This is a genomic window from Micromonospora parathelypteridis, from assembly GCF_014201145.1.
Lineage (GTDB): Bacteria > Actinomycetota > Actinomycetes > Mycobacteriales > Micromonosporaceae > Micromonospora > Micromonospora parathelypteridis.
Genome location: NZ_JACHDP010000001.1, coordinates 5,546,609 through 5,571,360, shown reverse-complemented (window position 1 = coordinate 5,571,360; position 24,752 = coordinate 5,546,609). Strand labels below are relative to the sequence as shown.

At 72.2% G+C, this 24,752-nt stretch carries 20 protein-coding genes; 5 read left to right on the top strand and 15 right to left on the bottom strand.

What is annotated here, in order from left to right:
• Window positions 1-1,726: 1,726 nt before the first annotated feature.
• Window positions 1,727-3,265: a replication-associated recombination protein A gene (locus tag HNR20_RS25255; protein ID WP_184184550.1), complete on the bottom strand. Its 1,539-nt coding sequence runs from the start codon at window positions 3,263-3,265 to the stop codon at window positions 1,727-1,729.
• Between the two features lie 74 nt (window positions 3,266-3,339).
• Window positions 3,340-3,552 carry a hypothetical protein gene (locus tag HNR20_RS25250; RefSeq protein ID WP_184184548.1) on the bottom strand — a complete coding sequence of 71 codons (213 nt, stop codon included), beginning with the start codon at window positions 3,550-3,552 and terminating at the stop codon, window positions 3,340-3,342.
• A gap of 139 nt (window positions 3,553-3,691) precedes the next feature.
• Between HNR20_RS25250 and HNR20_RS25245 the strand changes: the two genes are divergently transcribed.
• Complete coding sequence (locus tag HNR20_RS25245) at window positions 3,692-4,432, top strand: GNAT family N-acetyltransferase (RefSeq protein WP_184184545.1); 741 nt, start codon at window positions 3,692-3,694, stop codon at window positions 4,430-4,432.
• 7 nt (window positions 4,433-4,439) lie between these two features.
• On the opposite strand, the gene HNR20_RS25240 is transcribed toward HNR20_RS25245, so the two are convergent.
• From HNR20_RS25240 to aspS, 4 genes are all read right to left on the bottom strand, one after another.
• Complete coding sequence (locus HNR20_RS25240; RefSeq protein ID WP_229687340.1) at window positions 4,440-5,738, bottom strand: MFS transporter; 1,299 nt, start codon at window positions 5,736-5,738, stop codon at window positions 4,440-4,442.
• Complete coding sequence (locus HNR20_RS25235; RefSeq protein WP_184184542.1) at window positions 5,735-6,352, bottom strand: ArsR/SmtB family transcription factor; 618 nt, start codon at window positions 6,350-6,352, stop codon at window positions 5,735-5,737. The genes HNR20_RS25240 and HNR20_RS25235 overlap by 4 nt, the downstream gene beginning before the upstream one ends.
• Window positions 6,353-6,417: 65 nt before the next feature.
• Complete coding sequence (locus tag HNR20_RS25230; protein ID WP_184184539.1) at window positions 6,418-7,230, bottom strand: SDR family oxidoreductase; 813 nt, start codon at window positions 7,228-7,230, stop codon at window positions 6,418-6,420.
• Between the two features lie 282 nt (window positions 7,231-7,512).
• On the bottom strand, window positions 7,513-9,318 hold the full coding sequence (aspS, locus tag HNR20_RS25225) for an aspartate--tRNA ligase (RefSeq protein ID WP_184184536.1): 1,806 nt from the start codon (window positions 9,316-9,318) through the stop codon (window positions 7,513-7,515).
• Window positions 9,319-9,472: 154 nt separating this feature from the next.
• Between aspS and HNR20_RS25220 the strand changes: the two genes are divergently transcribed.
• Window positions 9,473-10,186 carry a DUF998 domain-containing protein gene (locus tag HNR20_RS25220; RefSeq protein ID WP_184184533.1) on the top strand — a complete coding sequence of 238 codons (714 nt, stop codon included), beginning with the start codon at window positions 9,473-9,475 and terminating at the stop codon, window positions 10,184-10,186.
• Between the two features lie 63 nt (window positions 10,187-10,249).
• Here HNR20_RS25220 and HNR20_RS25215 read toward each other — a convergent pair whose 3' ends face one another.
• Together HNR20_RS25215 and HNR20_RS25210 are read right to left on the bottom strand one after the other, a co-directional pair.
• On the bottom strand, window positions 10,250-11,296 hold the full coding sequence (locus HNR20_RS25215) for a S1 family peptidase (RefSeq protein WP_184184530.1): 1,047 nt from the start codon (window positions 11,294-11,296) through the stop codon (window positions 10,250-10,252).
• Between the two features lie 276 nt (window positions 11,297-11,572).
• Window positions 11,573-12,049 carry a winged helix-turn-helix transcriptional regulator gene (locus tag HNR20_RS25210; protein ID WP_184184527.1) on the bottom strand — a complete coding sequence of 159 codons (477 nt, stop codon included), beginning with the start codon at window positions 12,047-12,049 and terminating at the stop codon, window positions 11,573-11,575.
• 55 nt (window positions 12,050-12,104) lie between these two features.
• Here HNR20_RS25210 and HNR20_RS25205 point away from each other — a divergent pair, with 55 nt between their 5' ends.
• On the top strand, window positions 12,105-12,620 hold the full coding sequence (locus HNR20_RS25205; protein WP_184184524.1) for a PaaI family thioesterase: 516 nt from the start codon (window positions 12,105-12,107) through the stop codon (window positions 12,618-12,620).
• Between the two features lie 132 nt (window positions 12,621-12,752).
• Here the strand turns inward: HNR20_RS25205 and HNR20_RS25200 are convergent, their stop codons facing one another.
• From HNR20_RS25200 to HNR20_RS25190, 3 genes are all read right to left on the bottom strand, one after another.
• Window positions 12,753-13,688, bottom strand: a complete 936-nt coding sequence (locus tag HNR20_RS25200) for an acyl-ACP desaturase (protein WP_184188961.1) — start codon at window positions 13,686-13,688, stop codon at window positions 12,753-12,755.
• A gap of 77 nt (window positions 13,689-13,765) precedes the next feature.
• On the bottom strand, window positions 13,766-15,094 hold the full coding sequence (gene hisS / locus HNR20_RS25195; RefSeq protein WP_184184521.1) for a histidine--tRNA ligase: 1,329 nt from the start codon (window positions 15,092-15,094) through the stop codon (window positions 13,766-13,768).
• A 71-nt stretch (window positions 15,095-15,165) separates the two neighbouring features.
• Entirely contained in the window at window positions 15,166-15,885 is a 720-nt protein-coding gene (locus tag HNR20_RS25190; RefSeq protein ID WP_184184517.1) for an MBL fold metallo-hydrolase, read from the bottom strand.
• Window positions 15,886-16,151: 266 nt separating this feature from the next.
• Here HNR20_RS25190 and HNR20_RS25185 point away from each other — a divergent pair, with 266 nt between their 5' ends.
• Window positions 16,152-17,036 (top strand): peptidylprolyl isomerase, encoded by an 885-nt coding sequence (locus HNR20_RS25185; protein ID WP_184184514.1) that lies wholly within the window; start codon window positions 16,152-16,154, stop codon window positions 17,034-17,036.
• 61 nt (window positions 17,037-17,097) lie between these two features.
• The gene (locus HNR20_RS25180; RefSeq protein ID WP_184184511.1) at window positions 17,098-17,937 is read left to right on the top strand and encodes a peptidylprolyl isomerase; all 840 of its coding nucleotides are present in this window, start codon (window positions 17,098-17,100) and stop codon (window positions 17,935-17,937) included.
• A gap of 76 nt (window positions 17,938-18,013) precedes the next feature.
• Here HNR20_RS25180 and HNR20_RS25175 read toward each other — a convergent pair whose 3' ends face one another.
• The 4 genes from HNR20_RS25175 to secD form a co-directional block, all read right to left on the bottom strand.
• Window positions 18,014-20,530, bottom strand: a complete 2,517-nt coding sequence (locus HNR20_RS25175) for a RelA/SpoT family protein (protein WP_184184508.1) — start codon at window positions 20,528-20,530, stop codon at window positions 18,014-18,016.
• A gap of 225 nt (window positions 20,531-20,755) precedes the next feature.
• Entirely contained in the window at window positions 20,756-21,322 is a 567-nt protein-coding gene (locus HNR20_RS25170; protein ID WP_184184506.1) for an adenine phosphoribosyltransferase, read from the bottom strand.
• 88 nt (window positions 21,323-21,410) lie between these two features.
• Window positions 21,411-22,604: a protein translocase subunit SecF gene (gene secF / locus HNR20_RS25165; protein WP_184184503.1), complete on the bottom strand. Its 1,194-nt coding sequence runs from the start codon at window positions 22,602-22,604 to the stop codon at window positions 21,411-21,413.
• Between the two features lies 1 nt (window position 22,605).
• Window positions 22,606-24,513: a protein translocase subunit SecD gene (secD, locus tag HNR20_RS25160; protein ID WP_184184500.1), complete on the bottom strand. Its 1,908-nt coding sequence runs from the start codon at window positions 24,511-24,513 to the stop codon at window positions 22,606-22,608.
• Window positions 24,514-24,752: the final 239 nt, after the last annotated feature.

Below are 24,752 nucleotides of genomic sequence, written 5' to 3'. Positions count from 1 at the left end.
TCCGGCACGGGGGTTCCGTCCGGGCCGGGCGCGGCCACCGGACGGCCACGCCGGCCGGTGGGGTCCGCCCCGGGCCCCGCAGCGCCCCGGCCACGGGTGGGGCGTTCGCCGGACGCCGGCGGATAGGGCTGTTCCCCGGTGGATCCCGGCGCGTCAGGTCGGGCGGCACGACGACCGGTCGGTGCGTCCGCGCCCGGGTCAGCCGGCGGGCCGGCGGGCCGGCGGCCAGCCGTGCGCTCCACAGCCGGGTCGGGCACGCCGAGGCGACCGGACGCGTGGTCAGCGAGCGCCCCGGTGCCCGCGGCCGGCGGGGTGCCGCCTCGGCGGTTGACCACCGGCAGGCCGGGGTCGGTGTGCGGCAGGCGACCGGCTTGACGCAGCCAGTCGGCGGGCCGCTCCGGGCGGTCCGCCCGGGGTTCGTTGCCAGCCGGCGTACGTCGCTCCTGCTCATCGGAGACGGCCCGGCGGCGACCGGTGCCGTCGGCCGGCCCGACCATGGGCGTGGCGCCGCTGTGACCGCCGGCGGCCTCGGGCACGGGCGGCGCGTTGCCCGAGCGGGGAACCGCGGGCTCGTCGGGCTCGGCGGCACGGCGACGGCCGGCGGCTGCCGGACGGGAACGCTCCGCGCCACGGCGGCCGGTGGGCTCCGGTGCCCCCGGATCGACCGGGCCCGGGCGACGCCGCGCGGTACGCGGGTCACGGTCAATGGCGGGGTCGGGCCGCAGGCCGTCCGCGACCGGCGGCACGGCACCCGTCGACACGCCGTCGAAGCGGGCCGGGCCGGAGGGGGCGGCCGACCCGGCAGCGCGCGCCTGGTCGGGTGCCGGTCCGGCAGCGCGTCGTCCGACGGGCGTGCCGTCGGCGGGCGGCAGTGGACGACCGGGCTCGGTCGGCTCCGCGCCGGGTCGGCGGCCCGGAGCGACGGCATCCGGACGACGCAGCGGTGGCATCGCGTCCGGATGCCCCCCGGGCACAGCGGCCTCCGGACGACGACCCGGTGGAACAGCGGCGTCCGGACGACGACCGGGCGGAACGGCAGCCTCCGGCCGACGGCCGGGCGGGGCGTCCGAGGTCGGTGGGCCCATCGGTGGGCCGGGGGGAGCCGTTGCCGCACGGGGCCGGGCCGGGCCGCCGGGCGCGTCGGGGGTCGGGCGAGGTCCGGGCGGGTTGGCCGGGTCGCCCCCGACCGGACGGGCGGCGGGTGGCGACGGCGGTACGGCGGCGCGGGCACCGGCCGCCGGCTGCACACCGCGTCGCGCCGGCTGGCCCTGGTTGGGGGCAGCGGGGCCAGCGGCGGGTGACCGGTCGTCCGGGCGGCGGCCCGTTGGCGGCGTCTCCCCCGGCCACGGGCCGTCGGCTCCTCGACGTGCGGCGGGACCGGCCGGGTCGCTCTGGCGTGGGGCAGGCGGCGCGGCAGCCTCCGGCGGCACCGGCCCACCTCCGCGCGCACCGGCCGACTCTGCGGGCGCGCCCGTACGGGGCCCGGCGGGTTCCGCCGGCGGACCCCCACGGGGGCGGTCGGGCGGTGCCGGGGCGCCGTCCGGCCCCAGCTCGGTGCGCTGCTGCTTAGCCGACCGAAGATCGTCGATCCAGCCGAACTCCTCGCCGGCGACCGGCTCCTCCGGCTCGGGCTCGGCGGCCCGCCCTCGACCCCAGCGGCGCGTCTTGGCGCGGGGATCGCGCCGCTCGTCCGGGCCCTCGTCCGGGCGGTCCCCACCACGCGATCTCACTGTTGACCCTCTCCTGCGGCTTCCGCGCCGCTGTCCTGCGTCGTGCCGGGGGCGCCCGCGCCCGTCGTCGGGTGACCGATCTCGTCAGAAAGCGCCGATGCGGTCTGCGCCGTTACCGGCGGCTCGGCTGTCGGAGTCTGCGGACGGGCCGGCGGGGCCGGCAGGCCACGCACGATCCGGCGCAGCAGCGGCAGCCGGGTGGCCACCGCACGTTCCGCGCCGTGTGGGCTGGGCTGGTAGTAGTCGGTGCCCACCAGGTCGTCCGGGACGTACTGCTGGGTGACCACGCCGCGCTGGTCGTCGTGCGGGTAGCGGTAGCCCGTGCCGTGGCCCAGTCCTCGGGCGCCAGCGTAGTGCGCGTCGCGCAGCCCGCGCGGCACCGGGCCACCGCGACCCGCCCGGACGTCGGCGATCGCGGTGCCGATGGCGGTGGTGGCCGAGTTCGACTTGGGCGCGGTGGCCAGGTGGATCACCGCTTGGGCCAGGTTGAGCTGCGCTTCGGGCAGCCCGACGTACTCGACGGCGTGCGCGGCGGCGGTGGCGACGCTCAGGGCAGCGGGGTCGGCCATGCCCACGTCCTCACTGGCGAAGATGACCAGGCGGCGGGCGATGAACCGGGCGTCCTCACCGGCGACCAGCATGCGGGCCAGCCAGTGCACCGCGGCGTCCACGTCCGAGCCGCGCATGCTCTTGATGAAGGCGCTCACCACGTCGTAGTGGGCGTCGCCGTCGCGGTCGTAGCGCACCGCCGCCACGTCGACCGCCTGCTCGGCGGTGGCCAGGTCGATCCGCCCGCCGCCGAGCGCCGTGGCGGAGGCCGCCGCCGCCTCCAGCGCGGTGAGGGCCTTGCGGACGTCGCCGGCGGCGAGTCGGACCAGGTGGTCCTCGGCCTCGGCGGTCAGGGTGAGCAGGCCGTCCAGGCCACGCTTGTCGGCGACCGCGCGGCGCAGCAGGCCCCGCACCGCCTCGTCGTCCAGCGGTTGCAGGGTGAGCAGCACGCACCGCGACAGCAGCGGAGAGATGACCGAGAAGTACGGATTCTCGGTGGTCGCCGCCAGCAACGTGACCGTACGGTCCTCGACCGCGGCGAGCAGCGAATCCTGTTGGGTCTTGCTGAACCGGTGCACCTCGTCGATGAAGAGCACGGTCTGCGGGCCGCCCGAGCGGCGCTGGCGACGGGCCGCCTCGATCACCGCCCGTACGTCCTTGACGCCGGCGGAGAGCGCCGACATGGCGACGAAGCGGCGGTCGGTCGCCCCGGCCACCAGGTGCGCGATGGTGGTCTTGCCGCTGCCCGGCGGGCCCCAGAGGATCACCGACATCGGGGCGCCGCCGGAGACCAGCTGCCGCAGTGGGGCGCCGGGGGCGAGCAGGTGGTTCTGCCCGACCAACTCGTCGAGGGTGACCGGGCGCATCCGGACGGGCAGGGGCGAGTCGTCGGCCACCGCGGTGAAGCCGTCGACACCGGCGGGACCGACGGGCGCGCTGCGCGACCCGGCGGGTTCACCGAGGGAGAAGAGGGCGTCGGACTCCATCACGAAGACAGTACCGGGCCGGGCCCACGACGCCGGAATCGCGCCGTGGGCCCGCCACCGGTGATCGGTTCCGGTCAGCCACGCCCGGGGCGCCGGCCCCGGTACCAGCGGCCACCGCCGCCGCCGCGCGGGCCGCTGCCCACGCCGCCCAGGTAGAGGGAGAGCAGAAGCAGCCCGATGAGCACGAGAGTGTTCCAGTTGAACAGGTCCGGTGCTCCGAAGTTTGTGTTGAGCAGGTCGATCAGCAGGGCGAAGCCAAAGACGATGGCAGCGAGAATGGCGAGCATGTCGGTCCTCCGGTGGGGGTTCCCAGTAGGTCGGCGCGTGATGTACCCAATCGGTCGGCTCGCCAATCTCCACCGTGGATCGGGTATGTCGGGTGCCCCCTCACGGTCGCGCCGGAACCCGACTCCTAAGCTCGACACCATGATCATCGACGACCGGGTGCTCCAGGGCCGGGACGCCGTCCTGGCCGCCGCCGGCCACCACCCGTACGCCAGGGCGGCGCTCTGGCGTGGCCTGGAGGCACGCGGCTACCAGCGCGACGGTGCGGTGCTCTGGGTGTTCCCGCCCGAGCACAGCAACGGCGGCGACGCGATCGGCCCGGCCGAGCCGGCGATCGAGATCTGTGCCGCGCTGGTCGCCGACGGGGTGCTGCGCCCGGGGCAGTCGCTGCACCTGCCCCGGCACGGTCGTGAGCTCCTGTCGGATCGGCTGACGGTGAGCCGGCACGGCGACTGGGACTTCCTCTGGACCGGCACGCCCCCGCCCGAGCAGCCGGACGAGCAGCGGGTGGTACGCCTCACCGCCGCCGACAACCCGGCGCTGGAAGCCCTGATCGACGAGGCGTTCCCGACCTCCACCTCCCGTCCGGGCGACCCGCGGGTGGTGGACTGGTACGGCATCCGGGCCGACGACCGACTCGTGGCCTGCGGGGCGGACCGCAGTCGGGGCGACATCGGCTTCCTCGCCGGCCTGACCGTCGCCCCCGACCAGCGAGGGCGCGGGTTGGGCGCGGCGCTCACCGCCGGAATGACCCGGGCGCTGCTGGCCCGCCACGACACCGTCGGGCTCGGCGTCTACCCGGAGAACGTCGGGGCGGTACGCCTCTACCGGCGTCTCGGTTTCACCAACACCCACCACCTGACCTCGATCCGCCTCGCCTGATCAGCCCCTAACGGCTCGCGTGCTGCTCGGCGGGTGCGGGGGCCACGGGCGGGTCGGTCGGGACCGCGGCGACCCGGCGGCCGGCCCGCCAGGCCGGCAGGTAGAGCGGTGCGGCCGCGGCCAGCACCACAGCGCCGACCACCATGGCGGTGCCGACGCTGGTGGCGGCGGCGAGCGCCGTCAGGACCACCCCGCCGAGCGCACCGGCCGGCTGCGCCATCATCGAGTTCAGGGAGAGCACGCTGGTCCGGTACGGGCCGTCGACCTGCCGGTGCAACAGGCCACTGTGCAGCGGGTTGGACGCGCCGTGCACGGCGTAGCAGGCCAGGTAGGCCACGAGCACGCCGACCGGCCCGGCGAGCAGCCCCATTCCGACCACCGTCACCCCCTGCAGGATGCGCAGCAGGGCCGCGCCCGGCGCGGCGCCCAGCCAGCGCAGCAGCAGCGGGGTCAGTGCCGCGCCGGCAGCCGAGGCGATCCAGGCAGCCGAGTTGGCGGGCCCGAGCAGCGCGGCGGCGCGTTCCGGGTTGCCGATGACCTCGGCGAGCCGTACCGGCAGCAGCGACTCGAAGGTGACCATGCCGAAGCCCCAGAACAGCTCCACCGCGACCAGGGCCAGCAGCACCCGGGAGCGGCGCAGCAACCCGATCGCCTCGCCGATCATCTTGGGCGCCTGGGCCACCGAGGCCCGCATGGCCGCGAATCCGGTGGCCGGCCGCTGCTCGACCAGCAGGACGACCAGCGCGATCAAGGCGAACGCCTGCGCGAGGATGGCAGCCAGCACCGGCACCGTGAGCGCGGTGACCGGCCCGATCGGACCGAGTGCGATCAGGCCACCGCTGAGCAACGCGCCGCCGCCGATGGCACCGCCGACGACGGTGCCGGCGTACCCGAGGCCCCGCTCGTATTCGGCCTCCGGGTCGGCGGCCAGGGTGGCATCGACGTACCAGGACTCCAATGGGCCGCTGTCCAACGCCCGGTAGATCCCCTGCAACGCCCAGACCAGGAAGAACAGCGCGAACGAGTCGGCCACCGCGAACAGCGCCAGCGAGGCGAGGTTGATCGCTCCGGCGGCGAGCAGCACCGGTCTGCGGCCGAGGGCGTCGGCAAGGCCGCCGGTCGGCAGTTCCAGCGCGAGCACGAGCAGCCCCTGCGCGGTGCCGACCAGGCCGATCTGCGGAAGCGACAGGCCACGCTCCTGCATCAGCAGGATCATCACCGGGATCATCAGACCCGTGGGCAGCCAACGCAGGCCGTAGAGCGTCAGGTAGCGACGCCGGACCTGGCGTACGGTCAGCGCGCTCATTGGAGGCCCTCGCGCAGCGGGTACGCGGCCAGGAAGACCTGCACCGGGCGGGCCTCCTGGTCGACGGAATCAGCGGAGTCGACGGGGCCGGCCTCGCGGTGGTACCGCTCCAGCACCTGCCACACCTCCGCCTTGAGCTCCTCCAGCCGGGCCGGTGGGATGGTCATGAAGATGTCGCTCATACCGAAGCCGTCCCGCCAGGCGGGCGACCACTCGTGCTGGCTGGCGAACCAGCGTTCGGCGGTCTCGACGAGGAGGCGTACCTGGTCGCCCTGGATCCACTCGATCGCGGCCCGGGCGTCGGGGTCGTCGTCGAAGTCGGTCGGCTCCCAGTTGGTGACGTCGTGCGCGGCCTGCCACCAGCGCTGCCGCCCGCTGCCCCGGTCGGGGTCCTCGATGACCAGCCCGACCTCGGCGAGTTGGCGCAGGTGGTAGCTGGTCGCACCGGTGTTGGTGCCGAGCAGTTCCGCGAGGGTGGTGGCGGTGGCTGGCCCCTTCACGCGCAGGGCTCCGACCAACCGCATCCGCAGCGGGTGCGCCAGCACCCGGACCTGCCGCTTGTCGATCCGTACCTCACGCGGCGCAGGCCGCGGGGTCACTTCGTCGTTCGCCATGACAGCACAATATCGACGCACACTTCCTATGCACAAGTCTTGTGCATAGGAAGTGTGCGTCGATCTCAGAGCGCCAGGAGTTCGCGCACCCCCCGCAGCCGGGTCCGCAGCAGGTTGGCGGCACGGGAGCAGTCGAGGCGTACGTCGAGGGGACGGGCCAGGCCGGTCGCGGCGCCGGTGGTGGTCTTGAGCCCGGCGGCGTCCAGGCCGAACCGCTGCGCGACCAGCAGACCCAGGTCAGCCCGGCTCACGGCATCGGAGCCGGCCACGTTGAGCAGACCCGCGTACGACGAGGTGGCCAACTCCAGTACGGCGTCGGCCAGGTCGGTGACGTCGACCGGGCAGCGGAACTCGTCGGTGAACAGGGCGCCCCGGCCGGCGAGCGCGTCCCGGCAGAGCTGGATCTGCTTGCTGCCCTCCCCCAGGATCAGCGAGGTACGCACCAGCGCCGCGCCCGGGTCGATCGCCCGCACGGCGGTCTCCGCCGCCGCCTTCGCAGCGCCGTACGCGTGCACCGGGGTGGGCGGGTCGTCGTCGGCGTACGGCGTGGGACGGCCGGCGTGCAGCGCGTCACTGGACACGTGCACCAGCCGGGCACCCACCTCGGCGGCGGCGACCGCCACGTGTGCGGCCCCGTCGGCGGTGACCGCCCAGTCGTCGTACCGGTAGGGGGTTCCGACCACGGCGTCCGGCCGCACCTCGGCGACCAGCGTGCGCACGGCGGTCCGGTCGGTCACGTCCAGCCGACGCGCCGCGACGTCCGGCACCGAGATCTCACTGGAGTGAAAGGTCCCGACAACCGACAGCCCGGCGTCGACGGCCCGCCGACACACCGCGCGTCCGAGTAACCCACTACCCCCCACAACGAGCATCCGCACGCCGACCCACTCCCCCCACCACACCGCCTACGTCGATCGTGAGGTTAACGAGCGACACGCCGGAGCGCGGGCCCCGGCGTGTGCGCGTCGTGCGGCCCGCGTCCGCGCGTCGTGCGGCGCGAGAAGACCAGGCGGTCGTGATCGACTCCAGATCGGCGACATCGCGGCATCCGAGCAACCGGACACCGCGACATCGGCGATATGAAGTCGATCATGCGCCAGACCGGGCCAGACCGGGCCAGACCGGGCCGGACCGGGCCGGACCGGGCCGGGCCGGTGGGGTTAGACCGGGTCTGCTACCGGGGCCGCTGCTCCCGCCGTGCCGGTGTGGGCGATGGCCGGGGGCTTGGGCTTGGCGTCGATGCCGGCCTCGGTGCGCTGCTGGGCGGTGATCGGCGTCGGCGCGCTGGTCAGCGGGTCGAACCCGCCCCGGGTCTTCGGGAAGGCGATGACCTCACGGATCGAGTCGGCGCCGGCGAGCAGCATGCACACCCGGTCCCAGCCGAAGGCGATGCCGCCGTGCGGCGGGGCGCCGTACTTGAACGCCTCCAGCAGGAAACCGAACTTGTCCTGCGCCTCTTCGGGCGTGATGCCGAGCAGGTCGAAGACCCGCTTCTGCACGTCACCCCGGTGGATACGGATCGACCCACCGCCGATCTCGTTGCCGTTGCAGACGATGTCGTACGCGTACGCCAGGGCGCGGTCCGGGGCCTCCTCGAACCGGTCGACCCACTCGGCGTTCGGCGAGGTGAACGGGTGGTGCACGGCCGTCCACCCGCCCTCGTCCGTGCGCTCGAACATCGGCGCGTCGACCACCCAGCAGAACGCCCAGGCGCTCTCGTCGATCAGCCCGGACCGCTTGGCGATCTCGACCCGGGCCGCGCCGAGCAGTTCCTGCGCCTCCCGGGTGGTGGTGCTGGCGGCGAAGAAGACCGCGTCGCCCGGCTTGGCGCCGACCGCGTCGGCGAGCCCACCCAGGTGCTCGGCGGAGAGGTTCTTGGCCACCGGGCCGCGCGCCTCGCCGGTCTCGGCGTCCAGGACCACGTACGCGAGGCCGCGCGCGCCACGCGCCTTGGCCCAGTCCTGCCAACCGTCCAGTTCCTTGCGGCTCTGCGCCGCGCCGCCCGGCATCACGACCGCGCCGACGTAACCGCCCGCGTCGATCGCGCCAGCGAAGACCCGGAACTCGGTGCCGCGCAGGTAGTCGGTCAGCTCGGTCAGCTCGACGCCGTAGCGCAGGTCCGGCTTGTCGGAGCCGTACCGGGCCATGGCGTCGTGCCAGGTGATCCGCGGGATCGGCCCGGAGATCTCGTGCCCGGCCAGGTCCTTCCACAGCGTCGAGACGATCGCCTCACCGAGGTCGATCACGTCGTCCTCGGTGACGAACGACATCTCGATGTCGAGCTGGGTGAACTCGGGCTGCCGGTCGGCGCGGAAGTCCTCGTCGCGGTAGCAGCGGGCAATCTGGTAATACCGCTCCATGCCGCCCACCATCAGCAGCTGCTTGAACAGCTGCGGCGACTGCGGCAGCGCGTACCAGCTGCCGGGCTGCAGCCGCACCGGGACCAGGAAGTCGCGGGCACCCTCGGGCGTCGACCGGGTCAGCGTCGGCGTCTCGATCTCCAGGAAGTCCCGCTCGTGCAGCACACCCCGGGCGAGGTGGCTGGCGCGCGAGCGCAGCCGCAGCGCGTTCGCCGGGCCGCTGCGACGCAGGTCCAGGTAGCGGTACTTGAGCCGGATGTCGTCGCCCGCCTCGACCTGGTCGTCCACCGGCAGCGGCAGTGGCGCCGCCTCGGAGAGCACCTCCAGCTCGACGACGGTCACCTCGACCTCACCGGTGGGCAGCTCCGGGTTCTCGTTGCCGGCCGGCCGGCGGGTCACCTCACCGACGACCTTCACGCAGAACTCGTTGCGCAGCGCGTGCGCGTCCTCCTCGCGGAACACCACCTGGACGACGCCGGAGCCGTCGCGCAGGTCGACGAAGATGACTCCGCCGTGGTCGCGACGGCGGGCCACCCACCCGGCGAGCGTCACCGTCGAGCCGGCGTCCGCGGCGCGCAGGCTTCCGGCATTGTGGGTACGGATCACGGCTGGCAACTCCTCATCGTGGAACAGTCCTCACCCGCATTCTGTCAGGGGTGGCCGCCCTGCCTCCGGGCACCCGGCAGGCCGGCGCGATTCGCTGGTGGGGTGGACCGGCGAACCCGACTCAGCCGGCAGCCGTGCCGGTTAACGTGGCGAAATGCGCGCCGTACCGAACTGGGCCGTCGCCACGGCGGTGGCCGCACCCGTGCTGTTGGTGACCGGCTGGACGGTTGCGCAGGCCCGACAACCCGCGGGGTACGACCCGATCCGGGACACCATCAGCGAGCTGGCGGGGCAGGACGCCACCGACGCCTGGATCATGGTCACGGCCCTGGTGCTGCTCGGCTGCTGCTATCTGGCGGTCGCCGCCGTGTTGCACGCGGCCGGGTTGCCCAGCCGTTTCCTGCTGGCCGTCGGTGGGGTGGCGACCATCGCGCTTGTCGCGTTTCCGCGCCCGCCGGTCGGTGGTTCGCTCAGCCACGGCATCGCGGCGACGGTGGCCGTCCTCGCTCTGGCGCTGTGGCCGGCCGGCTCGGCGCTGCGACTGCCACGCGGCCCGGACGCCGCGCACCCGGACGCCGCACAGCCGCCGTGGGCGTTCCGCCGCACCGTGGGGCTGAGCGCCACGCTCGTGCTGCTCGCCCTCTTCGCGTGGAGCGCGTTCGAGGTGACCAGCGGGTCCCGCACGGGGTTGGCCGAGCGGGTGACGGCGGTGGCCGTGTCGCTCTGGCCGTTGCTGGCGGTCCTCTCGGCCCGCCGGGCGCACCTCGCCTGGGCCACCGCCGGCGTCACACCCGTCGGCCCGGCGCTGCCTGGCGTCGTACCCCCGGATCCCCTGCGTCCAGCGGACGGCCCCGATCGGCTCGCGTGAGGCGGACCCCGCGCACGACACGGGCCGCCGGAATGATCCGGCGGCCCGCGTGCGGTGATTGGATCAGAAGACGCTGACGCCGTAGCGGCTCAGGGCCTCGGTGACGGGCTGGAAGTAGGTCGTGCCACCGGTGCGGCAGTTGCCGCTACCACCGGAGGTCAGGCCCAGGGCCGTGCCGCCGCTGAACAGCGAGCCGCCGCTGTCGCCCGGCTCGGCGCAGACGTTGGTGCGGATCAGGCCGGAGACCGAGCCCTCGGCGTAGTTCACCGTGGCGTTGGTCGCGTTCACCGAGCCGCTGCGCAGACCGGTGGTGCTGCCGGAGCGCTGCACCGACTGGCCGACGGAGGCGTTGCCGGAGCCGGTGATGTCCCGGAAGCTGCCGTTGTAGAGGGAGACGTTGCCGGCCGCGTTGGCGGAGTTGCTGTGCCGCACGATGCCGTAGTCGTTGCCCGGGAAGCTGGTGCCGGTACGGGTGCCGATCAACGCGGTCTGGGCCGAGTTCGAGTACCAGCTGGCCGAGATGTTGGTGCAGTGCCCGGCCGTCAGGAAGTAGTAGGTGCTGCCGCTGCGCACGTTGAAGCCGAGCGAGCAGCGCCCGCCCCCGCCGGCGTAGATGGCCTGGCCGCCGGAGATCCGGGTGCTCAGCACACCGGCCTCGGCCTCGACCCGGACCGCGCCGTTGGCCCGCGCGGCGGCGGCCTTGACGCGCTCCAGCTTGGCGCCGGTGACGGTGCTGTCGACGGAGACGACAACCTGGTTGGTGACCGGGTCGCTCCACCAGGCGGTGCCCGGGATCTTGGCGGAGCGCTCCAGGTCGGCGGTGGCCCGGTTGAGTTCGGCGGCACCGCGGGTGACGTAGCGGACGGCAGCGCCGGCCTTGCTCGCCTTGCTGGCGGCAGCCGCGTCGGTCACCGTCACGACGGACCTGCCACTGGCGTCGATGTACGAGCCGGCGGAGCGGTCGCCGAGTTCCGCGGAGATCGAGGCGGCGGTGTCGGGCGAGGCGGCGGGAGCGGCCTGGGCCGGTGCGCCGATGAGCGCGCCGACGACAAGGCTTCCGGAAACGGCGACCGTCGCCGCAACACGGAATGAGGACCTCGTGGGTCGCATGTAACAAACCTCCTGGGCGGGGGAGCGGGTCGCCGAGGTCGGCTGACCCGAGGGCAACCCGGCCGATCTGGGGAAACCTGCCGGGCGAAGTGAAGTATTCACATACTTAAGATCATTAACAAGACTTGGTTTCGCCCCGATTCGCCGATCTTGGCCGGCCACAAAGCCGCAACACCCCAGACACGCTGGCGAACAAGCACCGTCACACTAATTCAGCCCTAGGCGCGCACACTCATCTATGTCCCGGACGGGTGCAGGTCGGTCAGGCGCCACGCGTCAGGGCGTACGGCGGCGGGCGCCCGGACCCGGCCGGGGCACCACGTCGCGTACCTGATCCACCTCGTGCCCATCGGCACAGCGCAACTCGACGCGCAGCGGGGCGCCGCAGTCACGATGCCCCACGCTCAGGGGCGAGCCCTCCGCGTCGGCGAGGTACCGATCACCCCACCCGAGCACGGCGACCAACACCGGCCACAGGTCCAGGCCCTTCTCCGTCAGCCGGTACTCGTGGCGCAGCCGGCTGCCGGGCTCCCGGTACGGCTCGCGACTCAGCACGCCCTGCCGCACCAGGGCGGCCAGTCGGTTGGTCAGCACCTGACGCGGAATGCCGGTGCGCACCCGCATGTCGTCGAAGCGGCGCACGCCCGTGAACACCTCGCGGAGCACCACCAGGGTCCACCGCTCGCCGAGGACCTCCATCGCGCGGGCGATGGTGCAGTTCTCCACCGACCAGTCCAGTGCCGCGGGTCGCATCGGACCAGGCTAGGTCTCATTGACAGACTCAGCAAGCGACTGCCAGGCTGCGTCCATGACGCAGACGCAGGAACCGGCGCGCAGCCGCACCTTCACCTGGGCGGACCCGGCGGCCAACGCCGCCCAGGTCGGTCGACGCAGCGGCATCGACATGCTCCGGGCGATGATCGCCGGCGAGCTGGCCGCGCCACCGGTGATGCACCTCATCGACATGGCCCGGATGGAGGCCGACGAAGGTCGGGTCGTCGTCGAGCTGACCCCGCAGGAGTTCCACTACAACCCGCTCGGCAGCGTCCACGGTGGCGTCCTCTCGACGCTGCTGGACACCGCCGCGGCATGCGCCGTGCACACCACGCTGCCGGCCGGCGTCGGCTACACCTCGCTGGACCTCAACGTGAAGTTCCTCCGCCCGGTCACGGTCGACAGCGGCACGCTGCGCTGCGAGGGCACGGTGCTGCAGCGCGGCCGCCGTACGGCGCTGGCCGAGGCCAGGATCACCGACGCCCGCTCCCGCCTGATCGCGCACGCAACCAGCACCTGCCTCCTACTCCCCCAAGAACCCCAACCCTGACCCACCCCCGCCCCACTTCCGCGATCGTGGACTGAGCGTCGTCGAATTGCGGGGTCTGCGCGGATCCGCCCCGCAGAAAGTGCAAGATCGCGGGAGCCGGGGTGGGGGCGAGGGGCGGGGCGGGGTGAGGGCTTAGCGGAGGGAGAGACGGGCTGCTCGGGCGTCGCGCTTCTCTTCGAAGCGGCTCGCGGCGCGCTCCAGGGATTCCAGCTGGGTGGCCAACTGCTCGCGGGCGGCTTCGCCGTCGGCGTTGAGGCCGGTCACGTTGAAGACGTCCCACTGGCGGAGCACCGGCTGCAGCACCTCGTCGCGGTGCTGACGCAGGTCGTAGATGCCGGCCAGGGCGATCGCCACCGACTTACGGGCGAAACCGTCGATGCCGCTGCCCGGCATCTGGAAGTCGGCCACCACGTCGGCGACGGCGCGCATGGCCTGGCTCGGTGCCAGCTCGAACGCGGCGGTGAGCAGGTTGCGGTAGAAGACCATGTGCAGGTTCTCGTCGGCGGCCACGCGGGCCAGCAGCGCCTCGCAGGCCGGGTCGCCGGTGGCCTTGCCGGTGTTGCGGTGCGAGATCCGGGTGGCCAGCTCCTGGAACGAGACGTACGCCAGTGAGTGCAGCACCTCGTCGCCGTGGGCGTTGGCGTAGCCCTCGGACATGTGCGTCATCCGGGCCCGCTCCAACGCCACCGGGTCGACCGCCCGGGTGACGGTCAGGTAGTCGCGGATCGCGACACCGTGCCGACCCTCCTCGGCGGTCCACCGGTGCACCCAGGTGCCCCACGCGCCGTCCCGGCCGAACAGGGTGGCGATCTCGTGGTGGTACGAGGGCAGGTTGTCCTCGGTCAACAGGTTGACGATCAGCGCGGTGCGGGCCACGTCGGGGATGGTGGAGTCCGTCGGCGACCACGCCTCGCCGCCGAGCGGCCCGTCGAAGGTGCGTCCTTCGCTCCACGGCACGTACTCGTGCGGGAACCACTCCTTGGCCAGTGCGAGATGGCGGTCGAGGTTGCGGGCAACCACCGGCTCCAACTCGAGGAGGAGCGCGGTCTGGCTCAGTGTGGTGCTCATGGTCACGAGAAACTCCCTACGGTGGCGTAACTTACGCTACCGTAGGTCCCCGAGGCCGTATGCGCCAGTGGGGGGACTCAGCTGACCGCCGGAGTGAGGTCCTCCCGGGGTGGCATCCACTCCTCGGCACCGGCCGTGACCTGCGCACCGGACCGGATGTCCTTCACCTCGTCCGGCGCTCCGTCGGCGCCCGGGAACCAGACGTACGGAATGCCGCGCCGCTCGGCATAGCGAATCTGCTTGCCGAACTTCGCCGCGCTCGGCGAGACCTCGGTGGCGATGCCACGCCGCCGCAGCGCCGCAGCGATCCGGCCACTGGCCGGGCGGTGCTCCTCGTCGGCCAACGCCACCAGGACACAGGTGGGCACCGAACGGGAGACCGACAGCTCACCCGCGCCGAAGAGCAACCCGAGCAGCCGGGTCACCCCGATCGAGATCCCCACCCCCGGGAACGAGGTGGTGCCGGCGCTGGCCAGGTTGTCGTACCGGCCGCCGGAGCAGATCGAGCCGAACCGCTCGTAGCCGCGCAGTTGGGTCTCGTAGACGGTGCCCGTGTAGTAATCCAGGCCGCGGGCGATGCGCAGGTCCGCCACGCAGAGGCCGGGCGAGTGCTCGGCGGCGGTCTCCACCACCCGGACCAGCTCCTCGATACCCTCGTCGAGCAGGGGGTCGCTCACGCCGAGCGCCCGGACGGCGTCGGCGAACGAGGCGTCCGGGGCGGAGATCTCGGCCAGCTCGAGGCACGCCTTGGCCTGGGCCTCGCTCGCCCCGGCGGTCTGGGCCAGCAGGTCGGCCACCTTCGCCGGGCCGATCTTGTCGAGCTTGTCGATCGCCCGCAGCGCCGCCTCCGGGTCGGTCAACCCGATGCCCCGGTAGAAGCCCTCGGAGACCTTGCGGTTGTTCACCTGGATCGTCACCGGCGGGATCGGCAGCGACCGCAGGGCGTCCCCGATGACCAGCGGCATCTCCGCCTCGTGGTGCGGAGCCAGGGTGTCCCGGTCGACGATGTCGATGTCGGCCTGGACGAACTCCCGGTAGCGCCCCTCCTGCGGCCGCTCCCCCCGCCACACCTTCTGGATCTGGTAGCGGCGGAACGGGAAGGTCAGCTTGCCGGCGTTCTCCAGCACGTACCGGGCGAACGGCACCGTCAGGTCGAAGTGCAGGCCGAGCTGGTCGTCACCGCCCGCACCCTCGGCGTCGGCGTGCAGCCGCCGAATCACGTAGACCTCCTTCGAGGTCTCGCCCTTGCGCAGCAACTGGTCCAGCGGCTCCACCGCGCGGGTCTCCAGCGGCGCGAAGCCGTACAGCTCGAAGGTGTCCCGGATCTTCCCGAGCACGAACTGCTCGATCATCCGCTGGCCGGGGGTCCATTCCGGGAAACCGGAGATGGGCGTGGGCTTGCTCATCGGCGTACTCCTTGCGGTTCCGCGCCCGCGGCGCGGTGGTGTCGTGGGTCCGCGCGCGGCGCGGAGAAGGTCTAGAGGCCCCGGGTGGGTGCCGCCGGTCGGCCGCCGCCGACCTGCGCCACCTCGATGAGGTACGGGTTGCTGGCGCGCTCGCGGCCGATGGTGGTGGCGGGGCCGTGGCCGGGCAGCACGACGGTGTCGTCGGCCAACGGGAGGATCTTGTCGCGCAGGCTGGTGAGCATGGCCGGCATGCTCCCGCCCGGCAGGTCGGTGCGGCCGATCGACCCGGCGAAGAGGACGTCGCCGGAGAGGCACAGCTCGTCAGCCTCCCAGCCCGACCCGGCGCCCGGCAGCCGGAACAGCACCGACCCGCCGGTATGGCCCGGGGCATGGTCGACGGCGATCTCCAGGCCGGCGAGGGTGAGGGTGGCGCCGTCGGTCAGCTCCGCCACGTCATCCGGCTCGGTGTAGCTCAGCCGACCGCCGAAGAGCGACGTCAGGTCGGCCGACAGGCCCTTGGACGGGTCAGCCAGCATCTCCCGGTCACCCGGGTGCACGTAGGCGGTGATGCCACGCGCGCCGCAGACCGGCGCGACCGAGAACGTGTGGTCGAGGTGGCCGTGGGTGAGCAGCACGGCGGCCGGATGCAGGCGGTGCTCGGCGAGCAGCGCGTCGAGCTGGTCGAGCACCCCGATGCCGGGGTCGACCACCACGCACTGCTCCCCCGGCGCGGTGGCAACCACGTAGCAGTTGGTGCCGAAGGCGTCCGCGGGAAAGCCGGCCACGAGCACGGGCGCTGTCCTTTCCGTCGAGCTGTCGTCCTCCCAGCAGCCTAACTGGCGTGCCGAGTGAGTTTGCCGCGTCCGTCCCTCGCGCCCCGGAGGGCACAGTGACAACGCCCGATAAGCGCTGCTCGGGACGGGGTGGACCTCGTACACCACATTCCCAGTCACTAGCCGTACACTCTGGCGGGCGTGTGGCGCGGCACACGTGACGCCCGGACGGGCCGGGACGCCCGGCCGCCGGCGACGACCAGGTAGAGGAAAGGGGAGCACGGGTGGCTTCCAGCAGGGACCGGCAGCGCAAACTGGCGCGTGCCAAGCTCGACCGGCAGTTGGCTCGCCGGGCCGCCGTCACGCGGCGTCGTCGGCAGATCCAGGCCGGTGTCGGCGCCGCCCTGATCCTCGTGTTGGTCGTGGCAGGCTCGGCCTGGGCGCTCGGGGCGTTCGACTCCGATGACAAGCAGAACACGGCCGCGGAGGACACCTGCCTCTGGACGCCGCAGGACGCGACGGCCAACACCAACCTCAAGGACGTCGGCACGCCGGAAGCCAAGGGTCTGCCGACCGAGGGCACGCGGGCGATGACGGTGACCACCAACCAGGGCGCGCCGATCACCGCTGAGCTGAGCCTGACCAACTCGCCCTGTGCGGCGGCGAGCATCGCCCACCTGGCGAGCCGGTCGTTCTACGACAACACCAAGTGCCACGAGATCACCGCCGACGGCGCGCTGCGCTGCGGCGACCCGAGCGGCACCGGCCTCGGTGGGCCGACCTACTCGTTCTACGACGAGGAGTTGCCGACCGTGCCGTCGGCGTCACCGTCGGCGAGCCCGGCCCCCGGCCAGCCGCCGACGTACCCGAAGGGCACCGTGGCGATGATCGCCAACCCGCCGGGCAACAACGGCAGCCAGTTCCTGCTCTTCTTCAAGGACTTCACCACCACCGACCCGAAGTACCCGGTGATCGGCCGGGTCACCGGCGGGCTGGACGTGGTCGAAAAGATCGGCGCCCTGCCGACCGTGGACAATGGGACCGGGGCCAAGGTCAAGCCCAGCACCGACGTGACGATCCAGAGCCTCACCGTCGGTGAGCCGGTCACCGGTGCGGCACCGGCACCGTCGGCCTCCGGCACCCCGGCCAGCAGCCCGAGCGCCGGCTGACCGGCCGCCACCACCCACCCAGAAGCGGCACCCAGCAGCAGACAGCCAGGAGGATCCAGGCGTGACGTCCACCAGAGAGCGGCAGCGCGCGGCGGCACGCGCCCGGCTCGAGAAGGAGATGGCCGAGCGCGCGGGCAAGGCCCGCAAGCGCCGGCAGACGCAGGCGATCGTCAGCGCGGGCGCCGTTCTGGTGCTCGTGGTCGCCGGCACCGTCTGGCTGGCGGTGACCCTCGGCGGCGACGACGACAAGTCCGCCACCAACACCGCGGCGCCCGGCGCCTCCGAGTGCGTGTACAACGCGCTGCCCACCGAGCAGCGGCCCCCGCAGATCAAGGACGTCGGGCTGCCGAGCAACCAGCAGTCCGGCACCGGCGTACAGACCATGACGATCGACACCAACCTGGGCCCGATCACCGCCAAGGTCGACCGGTCGCTGGTGCCGTGCACGGCGGGCAGCTTCACCTACCTCGCGGAGAAGAACTTCTTCGACAACACCAAGTGCCACCGACTCGTTACCGAGGGCATCCAGGTGTTGCAGTGCGGTGACCCCAGCGCCACCGGCAACGGCTGGCGGGACACCGACGGCCAGGGCGGCCCCAGCTACCGCCTGCCCGAGGAGAACCTGCCCACCGACAAGCGCCCGCCGTACCCGGAGGGTGTCATCGCGATGGCCAACTCCGGCCAGCCGGGCAGCACCGGAAGCCAGTTCTTCATCGTCTACGGCGACTCGCCGCTGGACCCCGCGTACACGGTCCTGGGCACCGTCACCGGTGGCCTGGACATCGTCAAGGACGTCGCCAAGGCAGGCGACGACGGGGCGTTCGCCCAGCAGGCCGGTGGTGGCCACCCGAAGAAGGAGGTCGTCATCAAGGACCTCGCGATGAGCGCGCCACAGGGCTGACGCCCGAGCACACGACGAAACGCCCGCCGGCTGAGCCGGCGGGCGCTTTCGTGTCCGTGGTGCGCGGTGCGGGTGGTCAGGCGCCGGAGGTGACCCGGTACGCGTCGAAGACGCCGTCGACCTTGCGGACCGTGGCCAGCAGGTGGCCCAGGTGCTTCGGGTCGGCCATCTCGAAGCTGAACCGGCTCACCGCCACCCGGTCGCGGGTGGTGGTGACGGTGGCGGAGAGGATGTTGACCCGCTCGTCGGAGAGCACCCGGGTGACGTCGGCCAGCAGCTTGTGCCGGTCCAGTGCCTCGACCTGGATGGCGACCAGGAACGTCGAGGCGGAGGTGAGCTTCCAACTCACCTCGACCACCCGCTCGCTCTGCGCGCGCAGGTCTTCGGCGTTGGCGCAGTCGTCGCGGTGCACGCTCACACCGCCGGAGCGGGTGACGAAGCCGAACACCGAGTCCGGTGGGACCGGGGTGCAGCAGCGGGCCAGCTTGATCCAGACGTCGCTGACGCCACGGACCACGACACCGGGGTCGCTGCTGCTCTGCCGGCTGCGCGGTGGCCGGGTGGCGACGGCGGTCTCGGCGATGTCCTCCGCCGCGCCCTCCTCGCCGCCGTACGCGGCCATCAGCTTCTGCACGACCGACTGCGCGGAGACCTGGCTGTCGCCGACCGCCGCGTAGAGCGAGGCCACGTCGGCCAGGTGCAGGTCGCGCGAGATCGACATGAGCGCGTCGGAGGTGAGCATCCGCTGCAACGGCATGCCCTGCTTGCGCATCGCCTTGACGATCGCGTCCTTGCCGGCCTCGATCGCCTCCTCGCGCCGCTCCTTGTTGAAGTACTGGCGGATCTTCGTCCGGGCGCGGGGGCTCTTGACGAAGCCCAGCCAGTCCTGAGTCGGGCCGGCGGTCTCGGACTTCGAGGTGAAGATCTCGATCACGTCGCCGTTGGACAGCGTCGATTCCAGCGGCACCAACTTGCCGTTGACCCGCGCCCCGATGCACTTGTGCCCCACCTCGGTGTGCACCGCGTACGCGAAGTCCACCGGCGTCGACCCGGTCGGCAGCGGGATGACGTCACCCTTCGGGGTGAAGACGTACACCTCCTGGCTGGACAGGTCGAAGCGCAGCGCGTCGAGGAACTCGCTCGGGTCGGCCGCCTCACGCTGCCAGTCGAGCAGCTGCCGCAGCCAGGTCATCTCGTCGATGTGTGCGGGCGGGCCGACGATCTGGGTGCCCTTGTGCTCCTTGTACTTCCAGTGCGCGGCGATGCCGAACTCGGCGGTGCGGTGCATCGCGTAGGTGCGGATCTGCATCTCCACCGGCTTGCCGGTGGGCCCGATGACCGTCGTGTGCAACGACTGGTACATGTTGAACTTGGGCATCGCGATGTAGTCCTTGAAGCGACCCGGCACCGGCTGCCAGTTGGCGTGGATCACGCCGAGCGCCGCGTAGCAGTCGCGCACCGTGTCGACCAGGATCCGAACGCCCACCAGGTCGTAGATGTCGTTGAAGTCGCGACCTCGCACGATCATCTTCTGGTAGATCGAGTAGAGGTGCTTCGGCCGCCCGGTGGTCTCCGCCTTGATCTTGGCGGCCTTCAGGTCGGTCTGCACCTTCTGCGTCACCTGCCGCAGCAGCGCCTCACGCTGCGGCTGGTGCTCACCGATCAGCCGGTTGATCTCCTCGTAGCGCTTCGGGAACAAGGTGCCGAAGGAGAGATCCTCCAGCTCCCACTTGATCGTGTTCATACCGAGTCGGTGCGCGAGGGGGGCCAGGATCTCCAGCGTCTCCTTGGCCTTCTGCTCCTGCTTGGGGCGGGGCAGGAAGGTCAGGGTGCGCATGTTGTGCAACCGGTCGGCCAGCTTGATCACCAGCACCCGCGGGTCCTTGGCCATCGCCACGACCATCTTGCGGATCGTCTCGGCCTTGGCCGCGTCGCCCAGCTTGACCTTGTCGAGCTTCGTGACGCCGTCGACCAGCAGGGCGACCTCGCCACCGAAGTCGGCGCGCATCGCGTCGAGGGTGTATTCGGTGTCCTCGATGGTGTCGTGCAGCAGCGCGGCGACCAGCGTGGTGGTGTCCATCCCCAGGTTGCCGAGGATGGTCGCCACCGCGAGCGGGTGGGTGATGTACGGGTCGCCGGACTTGCGGTACTGCCCGGAGTGCCACCGCGCGGCCGTGTCGAAGGCGCGCTGGAGCAGGCGGGCGTCGGCCTTGGGGTGGTTGTCGCGGTGGCTCGCGATGAGCGGCTCCAGCACCTCGCTGACCTGCGAGGTCTGCCAGGGCGCGTTGAACCGGGCCAGCCGGGCCCGGACCCGCCGGCCGGTGGGCGCGTTGGACAGCCCGAAGCCACCGCTCGGCGACGGATCGACGCCGGCGTCGCTCGGGAACGGCACCACCACACCATCGGCGCCGGGAGACGCCTCGGCGCTCGGCGGGCCGCTGGTCGGACGCACCGCGCTCTCGCCCGCAGCTTTGCCGGAGCCGTTGCCCGTCACCCGGGCCGACGCGTCGCCTGTCCGGTCGGTCACCGAGCCGTCAGCGTCGCCTGTCGGGTGCACCGTGCCCTCCGCCGGAGGGACGACATCGTGGGACACCGGCCTCCTCACCGCTCGCCGGAAACACACCGGCCGAACATCGGCCGGCCTGGTCTCGCGCCGCCGGCGGGGTACCGCCAGCGTCAGCAAAGGGCAATGCTACCCGCACGGACGGCCCCCTGCCGCTCCGCCGGACGGTCGGCGCCGGCTCCGCCCGACGGGTCTGGGACCAAACGGTCAACAGGGCGCGGACTTGTTCAAACGGTCAACCGGGCGCCTACCTGCTCAGACGGTCAACAGGGCATGAACAGGTCGCGGTGCCAGCCGCTTGCGCCCACCCAGGAAGCCGAGTTCCAGCAACACGGTGAAACCGGTGACGGTCCCGCCGGCCCGCTCGACCAGCTCCAGCGTCGCCTCGGCGGTGCCGCCGGTCGCCAGCACGTCGTCGACCACCAGCACCCGGTGCCCGGCGGTGAACGCGTCCTCGTGCACCTCCAGGGTCGCCTCGCCGTATTCGAGGGCGTAGGAGACCGAGTGCGCCGCGCGCGGCAGCTTGCCGGCCTTGCGCACCGGCACCACGCCCACCCCGGCCGCGTACGCGATGGCCGCGGCGACGACGAACCCACGCGCCTCGATGCCGACCACGACGTCGAAGGTGTCCCGCCCGTGGTACGCGACGATCCCGTCGGTCACCTCACGGAAGGCCTTCCCGTCGGCGAACAACGGCATCAGGTCCTTGAACATGACGCCGGGCTTGGGGAAGTCGGGCACGTCCAACACCCGGCTGGCCACCAGTCGGGCGGCCTCCGGGCCGCTGTCCCCGCGCGCCGCGGTGCTGTGGGTCTCCGTCACGGCTGTTTCGTTTCCCTTCAACGACGACGGCGTCCGGCAATGCTGCTCGCACAGCATGCCGGACGCCGTTCGGGTGTTTCCTGGCGGGTCAGCGCCGCTTGGCGCCACCCGGCCGGTTGCCGCCGCCACCCGGGCGACCGCCCCGGGCACCGGTCGGCCGCTTGCCCGCCGGCCGAGCGCCCACCTTGGGGGCGGCACCGGCCAGCGCGGCGGCGTCCGGGTCGAGCGGCTCATCGGTCGCGTCGGCCGGGGCCGGGCTCGCGGAGCCCTTCCCGGTGACCTCGCCACGGCCGAGCGCCCCCCGGCGGGCCAGGACGCGCTTGTTGTGCGCCTGGATCCGCGGGTCGTAGTTCTTCAGCAGCGCCAGCAGCGGCGTGGCCACCAGGATGGAGGTGAGGAACGCGACCGCCATACCGACGAACAGCACCAGGCCGAGGTCCTTCAGCGTGCCGGCGCCGAGCAGGCCGGCACCGATGAAGAGCAGACCGCCGACCGGCAGCAGAGCGACCACCGAGGTGTTCAGTGACCGCATCAGGCTCTGGTTGACGGCCAGGTTGGCCGCCTCGCCGTACGTCTGGTTGTTGTTCGCGGTGATGCCGCGAGTGTTCTCCTGGACCTTGTCGAAGACCACCACCACGTCGTAGAGCGCGAAGCCCAGGATCGTGAGGAAGCCGATGATCGTCGACGGGGTGACCTCGAAGCCGACCAGCGAGTAGATGCCGGCGGTGAGGATCAGGTTCGTGAACAGTGACGCGACCGCGGCGACCGCCATCCGCCACTCGAAACGCAGGATCAGGTAGACCATCACCAGCGCGATGAAGATGACCAGACCGAGCACGGCCCGCTCGGTCACCTGGCTGCCCCACGCCTCGCTGACCTGGTTGCTGCTGATCTGGTCCGCGTTGATGCCGAGATCCTCGGCGATCTGACCCTTGACCGCGTTGGTCTGCCCGGCGTCGAGCTGCGGCGTACGCAGTTCGTAGGTGTCACCGCCGGTGCCGCCGACCTTCTGTGCGGTGACCACCTCGATGCCGGTGTTCTGGGCGGCGAGGGCCGAGTTGACCTCCCGCTCGGCGTCGTCCAGGGAGCCGACGCTGGCCGGCACCTGGAACGAGTTGCCGCCGGCGAACTCGATGCCGAGGCTGAAGCCGCGCAGCCCGAAGCTGAGGAGCGCGATCAGGATCAGGATCCCGGCGACACCGAACCAGACCTTGCGGCGGCCGACGACGTCGAGACCGGCCTCGCCGTTGTAAAGGCGGCTCGCCAGACCGTTTTCAGCCATCTCAGGCCTCCTTGGCGCGCGGGTTGCGGGGCTGAGTCTGCTGGTTGCGGGCCGGCAACGCCCGGCCCAGACCGCTGACCCGCGGGGACAGGAACGCCCGGGTCCGGGCGAACATCGTCATGATCGGGTGCCGGAAGAGGAAGACCACGACCAGGTCCAGCACGGTGGCCAGGCCGAGGGCGAAGGCGAAGCCCTTGACCGTGCCGACCGAGACCACGTAGAGCACCACCGCGGAGAGCAGGGTGATCGCGTTGGCCGAGATGATCGTGCGTCGTGCCCGCATCCAGGCGCGGGGTACCGCGCTACGCGGGCTGCGCCCCTCCCGGATCTCGTCCTTCAACCGCTCGAAGTAGATGACGAACGAGTCCGCCGCCACACCTAGCGAGACGATCATGCCGGCGATGCCGGCGAGGGTGAGCGTGAAGCCGATCTGCCGGCCGAGCACCACCAGCGCGCCGAAGACCAGCAGCGCGGAGAGGATGAGGCTCAGGAAGATCACCGAGCCGAGCAGCCGGTAGTAGAAGAACGCGTAGATGATGACCAGCAGCATGCCGATGCCGGCCGCGAGCAGACCGGCGCGCAGGTGGCTGGCACCCAGCGTGGCGGTGACGTTCTGCGCTTCCTGCTGCTCGAAGGTCACCGGCAGCGCGCCGTAGCGCAGTTGGCCGGCGAGCGCGCTGGCGTCCTTCTGGTTGAAGTTGCCGGTGATCTGGGAGTTGCCGGTCAGCACGCCCTGGATCTCCGGGGAGGAGACGATCAGGTTGTCCAGCACGACGGCCACCCGGCACTTGCCGTCCTGACCCAGTGCGGTCGCGTCGCAGGCCTGGCCCTCGTTGTTGAACGCCTCACGGGTCAGCGCGGTCCACTTGCCCTGGCCGTCGCCGGTGAAGTCCAGGCTGACCACCCAGGCGTTGGTCTGGTCCAGCACCGCATCGGCGTCGGACACGTCGGTGCCCAGCACCTTGGCCTGGTCGAGCAGGTACTTCGAGGCGCCGTCCTCGCAGGAGACGACCTGCTGCTTCGCGTCGGAGATCGACGCCGGCGGACGCTTGTCGAGCTGCGCGCAGCCGATCGTCGGCACGTTGAACTGCATCTGCGCCGGCAGCACGGCGACCTCTTGCGGCGACAGCGTGCCGAACGGCTTGAGCTTGTCGGCCAGCGACGGGTCGGCGGTCAGGTCGGCGGGGGCCTGCAGCCCGCTCGCGGCCTGCCACGCGGGGGCCCCGACCTTCTGCTCGACGGCCTTGCGCTGCTCCTCGATGCTGGCCGGCACCGGCTCGGCGCTGGCGCTGGCGCTGGGCGCGGCGCTCGGCGTGGCCGAGGCGGACGCGGAGGTACTCGGCGTGGCGCTGGGCGACGCCGGGGCCATTCCGCCCTGACCACCGCTGGGCGACGAGGTCACCTTCGGCGCGGCGCTGCCGGACGGGGTCGGGGTGGCGCTGCCGGACGGGGCCGGGCTGCCCGACGGAGTCGGCGTCGCGGCCGGCGGCGGCACGGCGGCCGTTCCGCTGCCGTCGGCGGCCTTGAGCACCTTGCGGAAGCGCAGCTCGGCCGCTTCGCCCACGTCGTCGAGGTTCCGGTTCTCACCGGGCAGGGAGATGACGATGTTCCGGTTGCCCTCGGTGACCACCTCGGCCTCGGCCACGCCGAACGCGTTGACCCGGCTCTCGATGATCTGGCGGGCCTCTTCGAGGTTCTCCGCCGTCGGAGGCTTGCCGTCGACGCTGTTGGTCGCCTCCAGCGTCACCCGGGTGCCGCCGATGAGGTCCAGGCCGAGCCGAGGCTCGAGCCGGTCCTTCAAGCTGCCGCTGGCACCAGAGAAGAACACCAGAAGATAGAGGACCACGAAGATGAACCCGAGCACGGCGAGCTGCCGCCCGGGGCGCATCTGTCCCTGAGGTGGTGCCACGGCTGTCCTGTCTCCCTGTACGGTCGCGCCGCTGTGCGCAGCGGCGGCGGTGTCGGGCCGGGGGTCCCGGCCGACGGGTCTGACCTGAGCCGACGAGATGCCGACACGAGGACCGGACACACCGGCGCGGAACGCCGACGGTCACGGGAACGTGCCGACGCCCGGCGTCGACCCAACTATCCAGTTTTCACGTCTTGTCCGCTGCCCCGTCGGGCGCGGTGGCCCGGAAGCCGGTCGAC

Bases quoted from the DNA above. Each gene is read 5' to 3' on its own strand.
- HNR20_RS25255 (WP_184184550.1), bottom strand. From the start codon at position 3,265: ATGGAGTCCGACGCCCTCTTCTCCCTCGGTGAACCCGCCGGGTCGCGC.
- HNR20_RS25250 (WP_184184548.1), bottom strand. From the start codon at position 3,552: ATGCTCGCCATTCTCGCTGCCATCGTCTTTGGCTTCGCCCTGCTGATC.
- HNR20_RS25245 (WP_184184545.1), top strand. From the start codon at position 3,692: ATGATCATCGACGACCGGGTGCTCCAGGGCCGGGACGCCGTCCTGGCC.
- HNR20_RS25240 (WP_229687340.1), bottom strand. From the start codon at position 5,738: ATGAGCGCGCTGACCGTACGCCAGGTCCGGCGTCGCTACCTGACGCTC.
- HNR20_RS25235 (WP_184184542.1), bottom strand. From the start codon at position 6,352: ATGGCGAACGACGAAGTGACCCCGCGGCCTGCGCCGCGTGAGGTACGG.
- HNR20_RS25220 (WP_184184533.1), top strand. From the start codon at position 9,473: ATGCGCGCCGTACCGAACTGGGCCGTCGCCACGGCGGTGGCCGCACCC.
- HNR20_RS25215 (WP_184184530.1), bottom strand. From the start codon at position 11,296: ATGCGACCCACGAGGTCCTCATTCCGTGTTGCGGCGACGGTCGCCGTT.
- HNR20_RS25210 (WP_184184527.1), bottom strand. From the start codon at position 12,049: ATGCGACCCGCGGCACTGGACTGGTCGGTGGAGAACTGCACCATCGCC.
- HNR20_RS25205 (WP_184184524.1), top strand. From the start codon at position 12,105: ATGACGCAGACGCAGGAACCGGCGCGCAGCCGCACCTTCACCTGGGCG.
- HNR20_RS25200 (WP_184188961.1), bottom strand. From the start codon at position 13,688: ATGAGCACCACACTGAGCCAGACCGCGCTCCTCCTCGAGTTGGAGCCG.
- hisS (WP_184184521.1), bottom strand. From the start codon at position 15,094: ATGAGCAAGCCCACGCCCATCTCCGGTTTCCCGGAATGGACCCCCGGC.
- secF (WP_184184503.1), bottom strand. From the start codon at position 22,604: ATGGCTGAAAACGGTCTGGCGAGCCGCCTTTACAACGGCGAGGCCGGT.